Here is a 14,836-nt window from a genome sequence, read left to right as displayed (position 1 = left end):
GGCCGCCGCCGGGGCGCCGACGGCCGCCCGGTGCGCCGCCCCGTCGCCCGGGACGTGGTGGAACACGACGGCGAGCTGGTGCTCGCGCGTACGGCTATCGGCGCCCGACCCGACCCGAGCCTGTCGCTGCGGGTCGCCGCCGCGGCGGCCACCACCCGGCTCCCGATCGCCCGGGCCACCTGCGAGTGGCTGGCCGCGTACTGCCCGCCGCTGCCCGCGCCCTGGCCGCCGGCCGCCCGGGCCGCGCTGATCACCCTGCTCGGTGCCGGTCCCGGCCTGGTGCCCGCCTGGGAGACCTGCGACCGGTACGGCCTGGTCGACGGCTGGCTGCCCGAGTGGACCCGGCTGCGCAGCCTGCCCCAGCACAACCCGGTGCACCGGTTCACGCTCGACCGGCACCTCGTGCAGACCGCGTACGAGGCCAGCCGGCACACCCGCGAGGTGGACCGCCCCGACCTGCTGCTGCTCGGCGCGCTCCTGCACGACATCGGCAAGGGACTAGGTGCTGACGGCGCCGCCGGGCGGGCCGGCAGGCACCACCCCGCCGGCACCGGCGCAGACCACAGCACGCTCGGCGCGCCGCTGGCCGAGGCGGTGGCGGCCCGGATCGGGCTGCGCGAGGCCGAGGCGGCGCTGATCGGCCGGCTGGTCCGGCTGCACCTGCTGCTGCCGACGTGGCGACCCGCCGTGACCTGTCCGACCCCAAGACCATCGCCGCGGTCGCCACGCAGGTGGGCGACACCACCACCCTGGAGCTGCTGCACGCCCTCGTCCGGGCCGACGCCGCCGCCACCGGTCCGGCCGCCTGGTCGGACTGGAAGGGGCGGCTCGTTGCCGAACTGGTCGCCCGGGTCCGTACCGCCCTGGACACCGGCGTGCTGCCCGCCCCGCCCGCGCCCGACCCGGCCCTGGTCGCGAGGCCGCTGCCCGTCGTACACGTGGGGGAGGACCGGGTGTCGGTGGCCGCGGCGGACCGGCGCGGCCTGCTCGCGACGGTGGCCGGCTGCCTGGCCCTGCACCGGTTGGAGGTGATCTCCGCGGACGCCGCCACGGTCGACGGCCGGGCCCTGGTCGAGTGCCGGGTACAGCCCCGCTACGGCCTGGCGCCCGACCCGATCGCGCTCACCGCCGACCTCCGCCGCGCGGTCACCGGCGACGTCTCGGTCGCCCAGCGGCTGCGCGGCCGGGCCCTCGCCGGCTGGGGGCAGGGCGCGGCGCCCCGGGTGGTCTGGCACCGCGAGGCGGCCACCGACGCGGTGCTGCTGGAACTGCGTGCCGCCGACGCGGCCGGGCTCCTCTACCGGGTCGCCTGCGCTCTGGACGAGGCCGGCGCCCAGGTACGGGCGGCGCGGATATCCACCCTCGGCGGCGACGTAGTGGACGTGTTCTACCTGGTCGGCGGGTGGCCCGCCGACGCCGAACGCGCCCGGCTGGAGGCGGCGGTGCTGGCCGCCGCGCACTGACCTCTCGCCCCGCTCGTCCACGGCCGAGCCGGGGCCGGCGGGCAGAGCATCAGCCCTACAACACGTTCAGGATTGTCTGAATGGCCTCTTCGATGTGGGCAGCCGCCACGCGGTAGTCCTGCTTCGTGCCGCCCATGGGGTCCGCCACGTCGTACTGCTCGGGAGCGAGCGGTTGCAGTAGCCACGCCGGCGCCGCACCACTCGAGGCAGGTTGGCGACACGTTCGACCGGGTAGCGGCCGGGCACCTCGCCGGGTCGTAGGCCGCCCACCAGCCAGGCCAGTTCCCGCCAGGTGAAGGTGTGCCGCAGGGCGGACGGCGACTGCGCGATGATCTCGTCCCGTTGCCGGCGGCTCGCGGTGAGCACGAGGTGGGCCCGCTCCACTGCCTTCAGGTCGAGCGGTTGCGAGACGAACCGGTCCGAGGAAATGCCGCAGCGTTTGAGCTCGGCTGCCGCCATGGGCTGCATGGGCCGGCCGGGCGGCCCATGAATCCCCGCGCTCGTCACGAAAATGGAGTCGGCCATCTCGCCGAAACGGTCCCGGAGGCGGGCCTCCATCAACCGTTCGGCCATGGGAGACCTGGCCTGATTGCCCGTGCAGACATGCAGGACGCCCCCACGGCAGATCTTCCCCCATATTTGCGCCGTCAACCGATGTAAGGATACCCAGTTGCCGCTGAGGCGGCCGTCGACGCGCCCCGCGAGCGGCACCGTCTCACTTCTGTCGGTAGTGGACTGATCGCTCATCGTGGTCACCCATCGATCAGCTTTGTCGTGTATTTGTCTCGCTTCACGGCGGGATCGGATCCGTCCCCATCAACAGTGGGTCGCGAGTTATGCTCGCGCCGCTACCAGGGCGGATGATCCCCTCGCGAACCTCGCGATGGTCTGTGCCCTAGCTGCACCCGTGAGCTGGGATCCGCGTCTGACTGCTATCACACCCACCGACCGCCCCCGGAGACCACAGAGTGACCGCTAAGTCGCAACTCCCGTCGGCGTCCGCGCCCTCCGTACCGAGGCAGCCCGCCACCGGAAGCGAGCCGGCCGGACTCTGGCTGCCGTCCGGGACGTCACCGGTCGCCTCGACGCCGGCCCCGGCGGCGCAAACCGCGCACTGGGCAGGCAACCTCCGGGCGTGGATGCTCGTGCTGCCTATGGACGTCCTCGCCCTGCTGACGCCCGTGCCCTTCAACCCGAACCATGTGCGTGGCCTCACCGTCCTGGCTGTGCTGGCGATCGCGTGCCTGGCGACCGGTGGCTTCTACCGGTCCCGGCTGCACCTGTCCATTCTCGATGAGTTGCCCGCGCTGGTCGCCTGGTTCCTGGTCGCGGAGGCGATCGTGGCGTTCACCGTCGCCATCCGGCACGAGAGCTTCGTGGGCTTCGGCAGCCTGTTGCGCGCGGCCGCCGTCATGGCCGTCCTGCTGATCGTGGGGCGTGCCGTCGCGACGTCGACGATCATGTTCGGCCGGCGACGGCACATCGTCGGCCACCGAACGATCCTGGTGGGCAGTGGTCCGGTCGCGGCCGACCTGGCCCACGTCCTCGCCCGCTATCCGCAGTACGGCCTGCGGGTGATCGGCTTCGTCGACAACGCACGCCGGTCGGACCCGGCCGTCAACACCGTGCCTTACCTCGGCGACCTTGACCACCTGACCGAGGCGATGGCCCGCGGCGGCGCGGACGTGCTGATCGTCGCCGACCCGGACACCACCGAGACGCGGTTTGCCGCCCTCCTCCGCCAGGCGATGGCGTCGGCCTATGACGTTTTGGTCGTACCGCGGATGCACCAGTTCCAGACCCAGACCCCGCGGCCCGACCACATCGGAGCGATTCCCGTCATGCGGATCCGCCCACCCCGGCTGAGCGGCTGGCAATGGGCGCTCAAGCGCGCGGGCGATATCGTCTTCAGCGCCCTGGCGCTCATCCTGCTCAGCCCCGTGTTCGCCGTCTGCGCGCTGGCAGTGCGGATCGAGGGCGGGCCGGGGGTGCTCTTCCGGCAGCAGCGGGTCGGCCGGAACGGAAGGCTGTTCAACGTCCTCAAGTTCCGCTCGCTGCGCCCGGTCGACGAGACCGAGTCGCAGACCACGTGGTCGGTGGCGAACGACAGCCGGGTCGGGCCCGTCGGCCGTTTCCTACGGCGTACCTCCCTCGACGAACTGCCGCAGCTGTGGAACATCCTCCGCGGCGACATGACGCTGGTCGGTCCGCGCCCGGAACGCCCCCACTTCGTGGAGCTCTTCTCCGCCGAGCACGACCTCTACGCCTGGCGGCACCGCGTCCCCGCCGGGCTGACCGGATTGGCCCAGGTCAGCGGCCTACGGGGGGATACGCCGATCTCGGATCGGGCGCGCTTCGACAACTACTACATCGAGAACTGGTCGCTCTGGCTCGACGTGAAGATCCTCCTGCGGACGATCCGCGAGGTGGTCGTCGGCGGAGGCCGGTAGCCGGGCCGCCCGGCGTACGTCCCGCGGCGTACGACCGGAGTCGCTTCCGCGACGACGTGCGCGGGCCAGCGGGGCGGCAGTGTTCCTGGCATGAACCTGCCAGTGCAGACCGAAGGGCTCACCAAACGGTACGGCGGCCTGACCGCGGTGCGAGATCTCGACCTGAACGTCCGGGCCGGCGAGGTGTACGGCTTCCTCGGCCCGAACGGCGCCGGCAAGACCACCACGCTGAGGATGCTGCTCGGGCTGGTCCGGCCCACCTCCGGCACCGTACGACTGCTCGGCCGGGCGCCCGGCGCCGGCCGGCTCACCGGGGTGGGGGCGCTGATCGAGGGGCCGGCCTTCTACCCGTACCTGTCCGGCCGGGACAACCTGCGGGTGCTCGCCCGCTACGCGGGGGTCGGCGCGGACCGGGTGTCGCTGGTGCTCGACCTGGTCGACCTGACCGAGCGGGCCGGCGACCGGTACGCCGGCTACTCGTTGGGCATGAAGCAACGCCTCGGCGTCGCCTCCGCCCTGCTCAAGGACCCGCGCCTGCTGATCCTGGACGAGCCGACCAACGGCCTCGACCCGGCCGGCATGGCGGACATGCGCACGCTGATCCGCCGGCTCGGCGCCGGCGGGTGCACCGTCCTGGTCTCCAGCCACCTGCTCGGCGAGGTCGAGCAGGTCTGCGACCGGGTGGGGGTGATCTCCCGGGGCCGGCTGATCGCCGAGGGCAGCGTCGCCGACCTGCGCGGCGCGACGGGCCTGCGGGTGCTGGCCGACCCGCTGGACGTGGCCGCGGCACGGGCCGGAGCCCTGGTCGGGGAGGAACGGGTGCGGGTGGTGGACGGCGGACTGGACCTGTCGATCGAGCCGGACCGGGCGGCCTGGCTCAACGCCGAACTGGTCGACGCCGGGGTGGCGGTGCGCGAGCTGCGCCCCCGGGAGCGGGATCTGGAGCAGGTCTTCTTCGACCTCATCGAGAAGGGAACGGCCGATGTCGCGTAGCTTCCGGGCCGAGACGGTCAAATTGGTCCGACGGCCGGCGTCCTGGCTGCTGCTGGCCATCACGCTGGTGCTCTCGCTGATCTTCACCTATGTCTTCCCGTACGCGAGCATCGCCGGCGGGACCACCGGCCCGAACGCCGACCGGACGCTGCCGATGCTGCTGCCGGACCGGCTGGTGGGGAACTCGCTCGGCGGGCTGCCCGTCTTCCTCGGCTCGATCGTGCTGATCCTCGGCGTGCTCACGGTCGGCGGCGAGTACGGCTGGGGCACCTGGAAGACGGTGCTGTCCCAGGGCCCGTCCCGGCTGGAGGTGTACGCCGGCAAGCTGCTCACCCTCGCGGCCGCCGCCCTCGTCGTGGTGCTCTCGGTCTTCGCCGTCGGCGCGGTGTCCAGCGCGCTGATCGCGGTCGCCGAGTCCCAGCCGGTGCACTGGCCGTCGGCCGGCGACCTGCTCACCGGGATCGGGGCGGGGTGGCTGATGGCGACGATGTGGGCCATGCTCGGTGCCGTGCTCGCCGTCGCGCTGCGGGCGGTGGCCCTGCCCGTCGGGCTGGGTCTGGTGTGGATGCTCGCGGTGCAGAACCTGCTCGCCGCGATCGCCGCGCCGCTGCTCGACTGGGTGGCCCAGCTGCAGAAGGGGCTGCCCGGCCCGAACGCCGGGTCGCTGGCGGCGGCGCTCGGGGCGCCCGGGGACACCCCCGGCGTCGCGGCCGCGGTCGGTGGCGGGCAGGCGGCGCTGGTGGTGGCCGGTTATCTGATCGCCTTCGCGGCGGTGGGCGGACTGCTGCTGCAGCGCCGGGACATCGGCTAGGCGTCGGGGGAGGGGCGGCATGGACCGGAACCGCACCGGGTGGGGCGACGACCTCTTCGACGCCCTGGTCGCCCTGGCGCTGCTCGCCATCGGGCTGGTCGGCACGGGTCCGGCCGGCGCCAACGAGGGGATCTCCACCGGCCGGGCCACGTATCCGCTGGTCGTGGTGGCGGCGCTGGCATTGGCGGTACGGCGGCGGTGGCCGCTGGCGACGCTGGCGGTGGTGACCGCGGCCAGCACCGCGTACCTGGTGCTCGGCTACCCGTACGGGCCGATCCTGCTGTCCTTCTTCGTCGCGGTCTACACGGTCGCCGCGTACCTGCCGCTGCGCACCGCGGCGGTGGCCGGCGGCGCCGCGCTGGTGGCCCTGCTGGCCCACGTCGTCGTGGGGGTCCGGTCGCCCGGCCTGGTGGGCGCGATGCCCGTCGCCGCGTGGGTGGTGGTGCCGTTCGCGGTAGGGACCACGGTGCGGCTGGGCCGGGAGAGCGCGGCCCGGGGCCGCGTCGACGAGGCCCGCCGCCTGGCCGACGCCGAGCGGCTGCGGGTCGCCCGGGAGGTGCACGACGTGGTCGGGCACGGTCTCGCGGCGATCCACATGCAGGCGGAGATCGCCCTGCACCTGCTGGCCAAGAAGCCGGAGCAGGCCGAGGCGGCGTTGACCGCGATCAGCCGGACCAGCAAGGAGGCGCTGGACGAGTTGCGGGTCACGCTGACCGTGGTCCGGCGGGACGAGGCCGCCGACGAACGGTCGCCGGCTCCGGGGCTGGCCCAGCTCCCGCAGCTGCGCGAGCGGCTGGCCGGTGCCGGGGTGCCGGTCACCGTCGAGGTCGACGGGCAGTCCCGCCAGCTCCCCGTCGCCGTGGACCTGGCCGCATACCGGGTGGTGCAGGAGTCGTTGACCAACGTGCTGCGCCACGCCGGCCCGGCCACCGCCGCCGTCCGCCTCCGGTACGCCCCGGGCGAGTTCGCGGTGGAGGTCACCGACACCGGGCGCGGGCCGCTGCGCGGTGCCGGGCCGGATACCGGGTACGGCCTGGCCGGGATGCGGGAGCGGGTCACCGCGCTGGGCGGGTCGTTCACCGCCGGCCCCGCGCCCGGTGGCGGCTTCCGGGTGTACGCGACCCTGCCGGCGGAGGAGGCAGCATGATCACCGTTCTGATCGCGGACGACCAGGACCTGGTTCGGATCGGGCTGCGCGCCCTGGTGGAGAGCGAGGACGACCTCGCGGTGGTGGGGGAGGCGGCCGACGGGCTGAGCGTCGTCGAACTCGCCCGGCGGGAGCGCCCCGACGTGGTGCTGATGGATGTTCGGATGCCGGGGATCGACGGCATAGAGGCGACCCGGCGGATCGTCGCCGACCCCGAGCTGGCGGGTACCCGGGTGGTCGTGCTGACCACGTTCGAGCTGGACGAGTACGTCTTCGACGCGCTGCGCCACGGGGCCAGCGGCTTCCTCACCAAGGACACCCGCCCCGCCGAGTTGCTGCGGGCGATCCGGCTGGTCGCCGACGGGGAGGCGCTGCTGTCCCCGTCGGTGACCCGGCGGGTGGTCCGCGAGTTCGCCACCGGCCGGCCCGGGTGCCCCGACCGCACCCCCGGCTGGGCACCCTCACCGACCGGGAGCGGGAGGTGGTGGGGCTGGTCGGCGAAGGGCTGAGCAACGTCGAGATCGCCGACCGGCTGGCGGTCAGCCCGGCCACCGCGCGTACCCACGTCAGCCGGGCGATGGTGAAGCTGGGCGCCCGGGACCGGGCCCAGCTGGTGGTCTTCGCCTATCAGTCGGGGCTGGTGGCCTCGTGACGGTACCAACTATCGGGCGCGGGCCCAGGTCAGGAAGCGCTCCGTCAGGTTCTCGGGTCGAGCGTGTCCGTTGAGCTGCGAGAGCTGCGCCCCGGCCTCGGCCATGAGCGTGCTCAGATAGATCAGCAGGGCCGTACGGTCGTTGCGGTACTCGACCAGCAGCGCCAGCCGGGCGGGTTGGCAGGGCCACTCCGCGCCGCACGCGCGGCAGCGCCACAGCGGACGCATCGGCAGGTGCGGACGGGATGCGCGGGTCACCTCGGGCCTCCGTTGTTCCGCCACCCGCCGGCTCGCCAGCGCTGCGCCGGGGTCGGGTTGCCGGCGCGGCCCGGGCCGTTCGTCGGGAACACCTCGGTCGGTTGCGTCGCCCAGCTCGGGCGCTCGTTCGGCGGCAGTCGGCGCGGGAGCGGGATCGACGCCTGGGGCTTGCAGCGCCAGAATCTGAAACGCATGGCGGGTCTCCTCCTGTCACGTTGGAAGGGGCCGCCCCGCCATTCCTGCCGGGGCGGCCCGCGCAGGTCCCGCCGACGGTTCGGGCCACGGCGGCGGTTCCGCTGGTGACACTCTGATGTGGAGAGCACTACTCTCGGAAGGTGCGTCGCGCGTCGGGGCTGAACTGGAGAAATGGCGTTCGTCCTGTAGCGACATGAGTAGTCGATTTTCGATTTGGGGAGCTTGAATGGCTGACCTGCCGGGGCCTCTGGCGGCGTTCGTCGTCTGCGAGATCCGCAGAGCCCGGGGAGCGTCCGGGATGACACAAGAGGCGTTCGGACGCGGCTCTGGCTTCAGCGCCTCCCACGTCAGCGCCGTCGAAGGGGGGACGCGGGCACTGACGCTCGACTTCGTCAGGGGGGCCGACCGGGCGCTGAAGAACGGTGGGTTCTTCGAGCGCCTGGCGACGAAGCTCGGGGCGCCGTCGTGGTTCCTGCCCTGGCTTGAGGCAGAGCGGGGTGCGACCCAGCTCCGCTACTTCGAGCCGAACCTGATTCCCGGCCTCTTGCAGACTCAGGCGTACGCACACGCAGTACTGCGCCTCGACCCGCGTAGGACAGAGGATGAAGTAGAGCGCCGGGTAGCGGCTCGGATCGAGCGGCAGGCAATCCTCGACCGTTCCGCCCCACCACAGCTTGTCGTGGTCGTCGACGAAGGGGCGGTCCGACGCGCGGGTGAGGGCTCCGAGAAACTGATGGGTGACCAGCTGCTACACCTTGTAGCCTGCGCACAGCGGCCCAACATCAGCATTCACGTCGTCCCGGTGGATGTTGGCCTTCACGCTGGCCTGTCCGGTCCGCTGTCGCTGGCACACATGTCCGACGGCACTTGGGTGGGCCACCTCGAAAGCCAGCTAGCCGGCGACGTCGTGGACCGGCCGGCAGACCTGGATACGCTCTTCGAGCGGTGGGAGAGCGTCCGTAACGAGGCGCTGCCGCGACGACAGTCCCTAGACCTGATCAAGGAAGTAGCGAATCAATGGACTTAACTGGCGCGCGATGGAGAAAGTCCACCCGCAGCGGCACCAGCGGCGGCAACTGTGTCGAGGTAGCCGACAATCTGCCCGGCGTTGTCGCGGTCCGCGACTCCAAAGACCCGACCGGCCCAGCCCTGACCTTCACGCCGGCCGCGTGGCGCGCCTTCGTCGCCCAGGCCGCCGAGCGGGCCTGACAAGCGCAGACGCACGAAAGCGCCCCTCCCCAGGTACCGGGGCGGGGAGCTTCGCGTTCGGTGGCGCGCAGACGCTTGGAAGCACGTCGCCTGGCTGCGCCGGGCTCAGCTACCGGGCAGCTTCTGCGGGTGGGCTGCCAGCCACTCCTGGATGGTGTCGTCGCGCACCGCCGCGAACATCTCCTTCGCCTTGGCGTCGTCGAGCTTGACCGCTGAGCCGGCGTGCGTCTTCAGGCTGGCGCTCGTGTAAGGCACAGTGGCGAACTTGATGTTCTCCGGCTTGATGTTCTTCGCTACGAGCACCAACTCTTTAAGGTCGAGGTTCTTGTCAATGGTCAGCGCCTCGGCCGCGGTCGACAGCAGTGCGTCCAGCCGGAACGGGTTCTGCAGCATGCCCTCCGCGGCGACCTTCTCCGCGATCGCCTTGACCACCAGTTGCTGGTCGTGGATGCGCCCGAAGTCCCCACCCGGCACGGCCTTGCGCTGCCGCATGAACTCCTCCGCCTCGACCCCGTCAAGATCGTGGCAGCCCTTTTCCCAGACCTTTTCGGAGAAAGTCGACCGGACCGTGTACGGGATGCAGACCCGAACGCCGTCAACCGCATCGACCATTCGGTTGATGCTGGCGAAGTTGGCGATAAGCGCGCCGTCGAACTTCACCCCCGTCAGGCCTGTGATCGTCTTCGCGGCGTGCGGTGCACCGCCGAACGCGAAGGCGGCGTTGAGCTTGTTCATGCCGCCCCGCCAACTGCCGGCAGGTGGCACATTGACATAGCTGTCACGTGGGATCGAGACGATCGTGGCGTGATCGAGATTCTTGCTGAGGTGGACCAGCATGATGGTGTCCGACCGTTGACCCAGGTAGGCCCGCTCGCTAGGTCCACGGTCGTCGGAGCCGAGAAGCAGCAGGTCGAGCGGTCCCGACTTCCACCGCTGCTCGTCCTTGGGCTCGGCAGCCGGGCCGAGCAGTTCCTCGTGCTGCGTCTTGCCCTCGTAGCGGTTGACCAGGACGTACGTCGCGATGCCTGCGGAGAGCCCGCACACCAGAAACATCGCAAGCAGGACAATGAGTGCCTTCTGCCAGCCGGGCCGCGAGCGGAAGCCCTTGCGACGGTGATTAGGTGGGTCGAGCACGGGTGTGTCGGTCGACATATCGCCCCTCAGCCTTGCCAAGATCTTGTACCGAGCGTTCGGATCGCATGCGGCACAACCAGCCGTAAGCGCGAAAAGACTAGCAGTCACTTGACTGCGGTGTTCGGCGCCGCGCATGTCCAATTTGCTAGTGAACCCACCAATTGAGCGACATTTGCCGGTAATTGACATGCTTGTCTTATCGATATCTAATACCTTTGGCACGGCATTGCCAAGATCCGCCCGCCGCGCTGCAGCGTTGCTCGGACAGACCTCCCCTCAGGCGTCTACTTGTCGGGCGATCGGTCACGTCCCCCAGGACCTGTTGGGAGGCGGCCGTCCCGAGCAGAAGCGCGATCTGGTGGCGAGTCTGGTCGCCGCGTCCAGTAACCTATGGGGCGCCGTGCGCTCGACGTGAGTAGAACCGGGGAACGATGGCCATCGCAGAGTATGTTCGGGTAATTCGGGCGCAGTGGCCCATCATCATCATCATGGCATTCTTGGGCGGAAGCATCGCCTTCACCTACTCGTTCATCCAGGACCCCACATACAAAGCGGACGTGCAGCTCTTCGTCTCTACCAGAGCAAACGATAAAGACAATAGTCAGCTCAACCAAGGCGGCACGTTCTCGCAGCAGCGCGTCAAGTCTTATGCCGACATCGTAACAAGTCCTGCAGTAATACAGCCGGTCATCGAAAGCCTTAATCTGCCCTATTCGGTGGACGAGCTTGGGGGTCGAATAGCGACGGAGACCCCGCTGGATACGGTGCTCTTGAACATTTCGGTCACGGACACATCGGCGAAGCGGGCGAGGGCCATCGCGAACGAGATCGCTGTTCAGCTGCCGCGGCTCATTGATGAGATCGAAACTCCTTCAGGGCAGAGTGCCTCCCCCGTCAAAGTGTCGGTCACTCGTGAGGCGACTCTTCCGTCCGCTCCCATTGGCCCCCGGACGAAGTTGAACCTTGCTCTCGGGTTGCTGTTGGGCATTGCGATAGGCGTTGGTACAGCCATCGTGCGTAACGCGGTGGACCATACGATTCGAGACAAGAGTGATGCCATTAAGGCGGCGAACGCGCCTGTTCTCGGGTCGGTTCCCGACGAGACGAAGGTCCGGACCTCTGCCCTGATCGCGGACGAGCAGGCAACACCTCGGGCAGAGGCATTCCGGCAACTGCGCACCAACTTGCGGTTCCTGTCGCTCGACCGCCAGCTAACTAGCTTTGTCATCACGGGAGCGGTGCCTGAGGAAGGTAAGACAACAACGGCGGCGAACCTTGCTATTGCCTTGGCTCAGTCCGGACAGAGGGTGGTGCTGGTCGACGCCGACCTGCGCCGGCCGAGGGTCGCAGACGTTTTCGCCCTCTCGAATGGTCTCGGGCTGACGAATGTCTTGCTCGGCGAAATGCCGGTGGACCGCGCGCTTCAGCAATGGCGGGTTGATCTTCCGCTTTACGTCCTCGCCGCTGGTCCGAGACCCCCGAACCCAAGTGAATTGTTGGGTTCCCCGCGATTGCGGAAAGTAATCGAGTCGCTTGAGTCTTCGGGGATGACGGTGATCTTCGATTCGCCCCCGTTGCTTCCAGTGACGGATGCGGCCGTGATCGCTCGCATCACCAGGGGTGCACTTGTTGTCACTCGCGTGGGGCGCACCGGGACGGACCAGCTTGCGGAGGCCGTGGAGTCGTTGCGGACAGTCGGCGCGAACGTGCTCGGGCTTGTGGCTAACCGCGTCAAGAAAAAGGCGGAGTGGAGCTATTACGACTTGCCAGCGCCACGCCGTTCCCGATCAAAGAAGTGATCAACGCACTTGGGCGGTCCACCTTCTGCGCCGGTGGCCGCACGCCGTCGGCCACTTCGCCTGTGGCCTGCTACAGTACGTTGAGGATCGTCTCGATGGCCTCTTCGATCTGAGCAGCCGCGACTCGGTAGTCCTGTTTCGTGCCGCCCATCGGGTCGGCCACGTCGTACTCGTCGGGCGGGCGGGGTTGCAGGTAGCCACGGCGGCGCTGCGCCACCCGGGGCAGGTTGGCCAGGCGTTCGACGGGGTAGCGGCCAGGCAGCTCACCGGGGCGTAGTCCGTCCACCAGCCAGGCGAGTTCGCGCCAGGTGAAGGTGTGCCGCAAGGTGGACGGCACCTGCGCGATGATCTCGTCCCGTTGCCGGCGGGTCGCGGTGAGCACGATGTGGGCGCGCTCCGCCGCCTTGAAGTCCAGCAGTTGGGACACGAAGCCCTCGGAGGAAATTCCCCGGCGTTTGAGCTCGGCCGCCGCCAACGGCTGCATCGGCCGGCCGGCGGCCCCTGTATCCCGGCGCTCGTCACGAAAACCGAGTCGGCCATCTGGCCGAAACGGACCCGGAGGCCAGCCTCCATCAACCGTTCGGCCATGGGGGAGCGGGCCTGGTTCCCCGTGCAGACGTGCACAACGCCCCCCACCGCAGATCTTCCCCCATGTTTGCGCCGTCAAATGATTGAAGGATACCCAGCGGCTGCTCAGACGGCCTGCGAGCGGCGCGGGGGTGTTGGCGCGTCCCACTATCTGTAGTGGAGTGATCGCCGAGCGTGGTCGTCATCGACGATGTTGGTCGTGTTCGCGTACCAGTTGGGGCTCGTGTCGTCCTGATCGTCATGCTGCGCGGGCATTTCGGGCAGGCACGGCCATGATGGCCGGGTCAGCTACTGCCCCAGCCGGCCGGCCTGGTATCGCATTGGGGAGCCCGAGTGCGGGGCAGAGCGCCTGCACAGCGAGCGGGGGTTGGCAAGCGCGGCGGAGCCTGTGCCGCTCCCCACGCTCGCCTGGCTGAGTGGAGGGATGACTTCCCACCGAAGTCAGTTCACCCCAGACCATCATTCTGTCCAGAAATATTTATGGCTGACCGCAATATCGTTCGTTCCGTCGGATCGCCGTTCGAGAGGCGAGCGGTGGAGGTGCCGCGCCCTGCCTGCGACCAGACGCGGCGCTGATGCATAAGGACCGATATCCAGCGCCTGACAACGGTCTTGATTACGAAAGGGCAAGTAGCCGCGCGGCAGGGATCAGTGCGGATATGTCCGTTTTTACCCTCCTTTGCTGAACGTGATCATCAGTCATCCGTGATTGACACGGCAACGTTCCCGGATATCTAATAGTCCGGCGTTGACCGTGGCGCCTTCGGCATGCCGCGTCCCTGGTCGATCACAGCCGGCGCGCAAACCAGTGAGGTGTGACCAAAATCGCCGGTAAGCGGAGGTGCTGGATGGATACCGCCTCGCATGAGGCCTGTGCTGTGCCTGAGTCCAACACCAGCACCACTTCCGCTTCTCGGGGAGCCACCGCATGACGGTACCGTCACCCGCCACCGGGGTCCGGCCCTTGCTTGCTGGCCAGTCCGTGGCGCTGGTTCACGAGTGGTTCGGCGCGACCGGGGGATCCGAGCAGGTCTTCCTTAGCGTTGCCGAGCTGTTGCCGCATGCCGAACGGTTCGTGCTGTGGAAGGACGACGACGCGACCGTCGAGCACGATCTTCGAGAGTCCTGGCTGTCCAAGACTCCGCTGCGGCGTAGCAAGGCCCTGGCGTTGCCCCTCATGCCGCTCACCTGGCGCACTCTCACGCGTGACCGATACGACGTCGTCATCTCGTCCAGTCACGCATTCGCGCACACGGTCAAGTTGGGCGACTCGCCGGAGACCCGATACCTGAGCTACGTGCATTCTCCTGCCCGGTACGTCTGGAGCCCCGAGCTGGACCAGCGCGGAGCGCAACCGCTCCTCGCCCCCATGCGCAAGGCCCTCCAAGCCGGCGAGAGGCGCCTGAGCCGCCACGTGCACAGCTACGCGGCGAACTCCCGGGAGGTCCAGGGCCGTATTCGCCGCTACTGGGACCGGGACGCGAGGGTGATCAACCCTCCGGTCGACGTCGACTTCTTTGCCAACGCTCCGAACGTCGTGAAGCAGCAGGGGCGCGACTACCTACTCGGCGTCGGGCGGTGGATCAGCTACAAGCGGTTCGACCTCATGCTGGAGATCGCAGCCGAGGCCCGGCTTCCCCTGGTCCTGGCCGGCTCGGGGCCGGAGGAGGCGGCGCTGCGGCGCCAGGCGGAGCGGATGGATGTCCCGATCACCTTCGAGATTCGGCCGACGAAGGAACGCCTGCGGGAGCTCTACTGGGGCGCCATGTGCCTGCTGTACCCCGGGCACGAGGACTTCGGGATGATTCCGGTCGAGGCGCAGGCCTGCCGCACGCCGGTGGTCGGGCTTGGCCGCGGCGGGCTGCTCGAGACCGTGACGAGCGGCGAAACCGGGTTTCTTGTCGACGCCAACGAGCCCATTCGGTACCTAGACCCAATACGTCGGTTACCAGAGATTTCGTCGGACGCGGTAAGGACAAACGCTCAGCGCTTCACGGCGGAGGCTTTCCGGGCGAGGGTTGCAGCTTGGCTACTCGAAGAGTGCGGAGCCGATGCGTAATGTGTGGTCGGCAGAAGACCGGAAGTGATTCGAGGGGTTGGGTTGGCCAGCAGGAGCCGACGTTTGGCCCGGACCCAT

At 69.4% G+C, this 14,836-nt stretch carries 12 protein-coding genes and 3 pseudogenes; 10 read left to right on the top strand and 5 right to left on the bottom strand.

Translation table 11 applies throughout. The features are described from left to right. Positions 1–1,463: pseudogene (locus JNW87_RS09420) on the top strand (HD domain-containing protein); the annotation flags it as partial. A 66-nt stretch (positions 1,464–1,529) separates the two neighbouring features. Here the strand turns inward: JNW87_RS09420 and JNW87_RS09415 are convergent. Further along, entirely contained in the window at positions 1,530–2,210 is a 681-nt protein-coding gene (locus tag JNW87_RS09415; protein WP_238453502.1) for a low molecular weight phosphatase family protein, read from the bottom strand. Positions 2,211–2,602: 392 nt separating this feature from the next. Between JNW87_RS09415 and JNW87_RS09410 the strand changes: the two genes are divergently transcribed. From JNW87_RS09410 to JNW87_RS09390, 5 genes and pseudogenes are all read left to right on the top strand, one after another. Continuing rightward, a complete protein-coding gene (locus JNW87_RS09410) occupies positions 2,603–3,913 on the top strand; it encodes a sugar transferase (protein WP_238453499.1) in 1,311 nt (436 codons plus the stop codon). Positions 3,914–4,003: 90 nt separating this feature from the next. After that, positions 4,004–4,906: an ABC transporter ATP-binding protein gene (locus tag JNW87_RS09405; protein WP_238453498.1), complete on the top strand. Its 903-nt coding sequence runs from the start codon at positions 4,004–4,006 to the stop codon at positions 4,904–4,906. Continuing rightward, positions 4,896–5,717 (top strand): ABC transporter permease subunit, encoded by an 822-nt coding sequence (locus JNW87_RS09400; RefSeq protein ID WP_238453497.1) that lies wholly within the window; start codon positions 4,896–4,898, stop codon positions 5,715–5,717. The genes JNW87_RS09405 and JNW87_RS09400 overlap by 11 nt, the downstream gene beginning before the upstream one ends. 19 nt (positions 5,718–5,736) lie before the next feature. Next, complete coding sequence (locus JNW87_RS09395; protein ID WP_238453496.1) at positions 5,737–6,864, top strand: sensor histidine kinase; 1,128 nt, start codon at positions 5,737–5,739, stop codon at positions 6,862–6,864. Further along, positions 6,861–7,516, top strand: a pseudogene (locus tag JNW87_RS09390) (response regulator). Before JNW87_RS09395 ends, JNW87_RS09390 begins: the two are co-directional and overlap by 4 nt. Before the next feature lie 9 nt (positions 7,517–7,525). On the opposite strand, the gene JNW87_RS09385 reads toward JNW87_RS09390, so the two are convergent. After that, positions 7,526–7,774, bottom strand: coding sequence for a flavin reductase (locus JNW87_RS09385; protein ID WP_236647976.1), 249 nt, complete (start codon positions 7,772–7,774; stop codon positions 7,526–7,528). A 421-nt stretch (positions 7,775–8,195) separates the two neighbouring features. On the opposite strand from JNW87_RS09385, the gene JNW87_RS09380 reads away from it, so the two are divergent. Together JNW87_RS09380 and JNW87_RS09375 are read left to right on the top strand one after the other, a co-directional pair. Then, the gene (locus JNW87_RS09380; protein WP_238453495.1) at positions 8,196–8,996 is read left to right on the top strand and encodes a helix-turn-helix transcriptional regulator; all 801 of its coding nucleotides are present in this window, start codon (positions 8,196–8,198) and stop codon (positions 8,994–8,996) included. Further along, the gene (locus JNW87_RS09375; RefSeq protein WP_238453494.1) at positions 8,987–9,178 is read left to right on the top strand and encodes a DUF397 domain-containing protein; all 192 of its coding nucleotides are present in this window, start codon (positions 8,987–8,989) and stop codon (positions 9,176–9,178) included. Before JNW87_RS09380 ends, JNW87_RS09375 begins: the two co-directional genes overlap by 10 nt. Before the next feature lie 105 nt (positions 9,179–9,283). Here JNW87_RS09375 and JNW87_RS09370 read toward each other — a convergent pair whose 3' ends face one another. Continuing rightward, complete coding sequence (locus tag JNW87_RS09370) at positions 9,284–10,312, bottom strand: LCP family protein (protein WP_238453493.1); 1,029 nt, start codon at positions 10,310–10,312, stop codon at positions 9,284–9,286. Between the two features lie 431 nt (positions 10,313–10,743). Between JNW87_RS09370 and JNW87_RS09365 the strand changes: the two genes are divergently transcribed. After that, positions 10,744–12,111 (top strand): polysaccharide biosynthesis tyrosine autokinase, encoded by a 1,368-nt coding sequence (locus JNW87_RS09365; RefSeq protein WP_238453492.1) that lies wholly within the window; start codon positions 10,744–10,746, stop codon positions 12,109–12,111. A gap of 70 nt (positions 12,112–12,181) precedes the next feature. Here JNW87_RS09365 and JNW87_RS09360 read toward each other — a convergent pair whose 3' ends face one another. Then, positions 12,182–12,586 carry a hypothetical protein gene (locus JNW87_RS09360; protein WP_238453491.1) on the bottom strand — a complete coding sequence of 135 codons (405 nt, stop codon included), beginning with the start codon at positions 12,584–12,586 and terminating at the stop codon, positions 12,182–12,184. A gap of 20 nt (positions 12,587–12,606) precedes the next feature. Next, positions 12,607–12,735: pseudogene (locus JNW87_RS41400) on the bottom strand (hypothetical protein); the annotation flags it as partial. 892 nt (positions 12,736–13,627) lie between these two features. On the opposite strand from JNW87_RS41400, the gene JNW87_RS09355 reads away from it, so the two are divergent. After that, on the top strand, positions 13,628–14,758 hold the full coding sequence (locus tag JNW87_RS09355) for a glycosyltransferase (protein ID WP_238453490.1): 1,131 nt from the start codon (positions 13,628–13,630) through the stop codon (positions 14,756–14,758). Positions 14,759–14,836: the final 78 nt, after the last annotated feature.

This window comes from Micromonospora sp. ATA51 (assembly GCF_016802855.1).
GTDB classification, from domain to species: domain Bacteria; phylum Actinomycetota; class Actinomycetes; order Mycobacteriales; family Micromonosporaceae; genus Micromonospora; species Micromonospora sicca.
The sequence above is the reverse complement of the archived record's forward strand: the minus strand, read 5'-3'. Positions and strand labels throughout refer to the sequence as shown.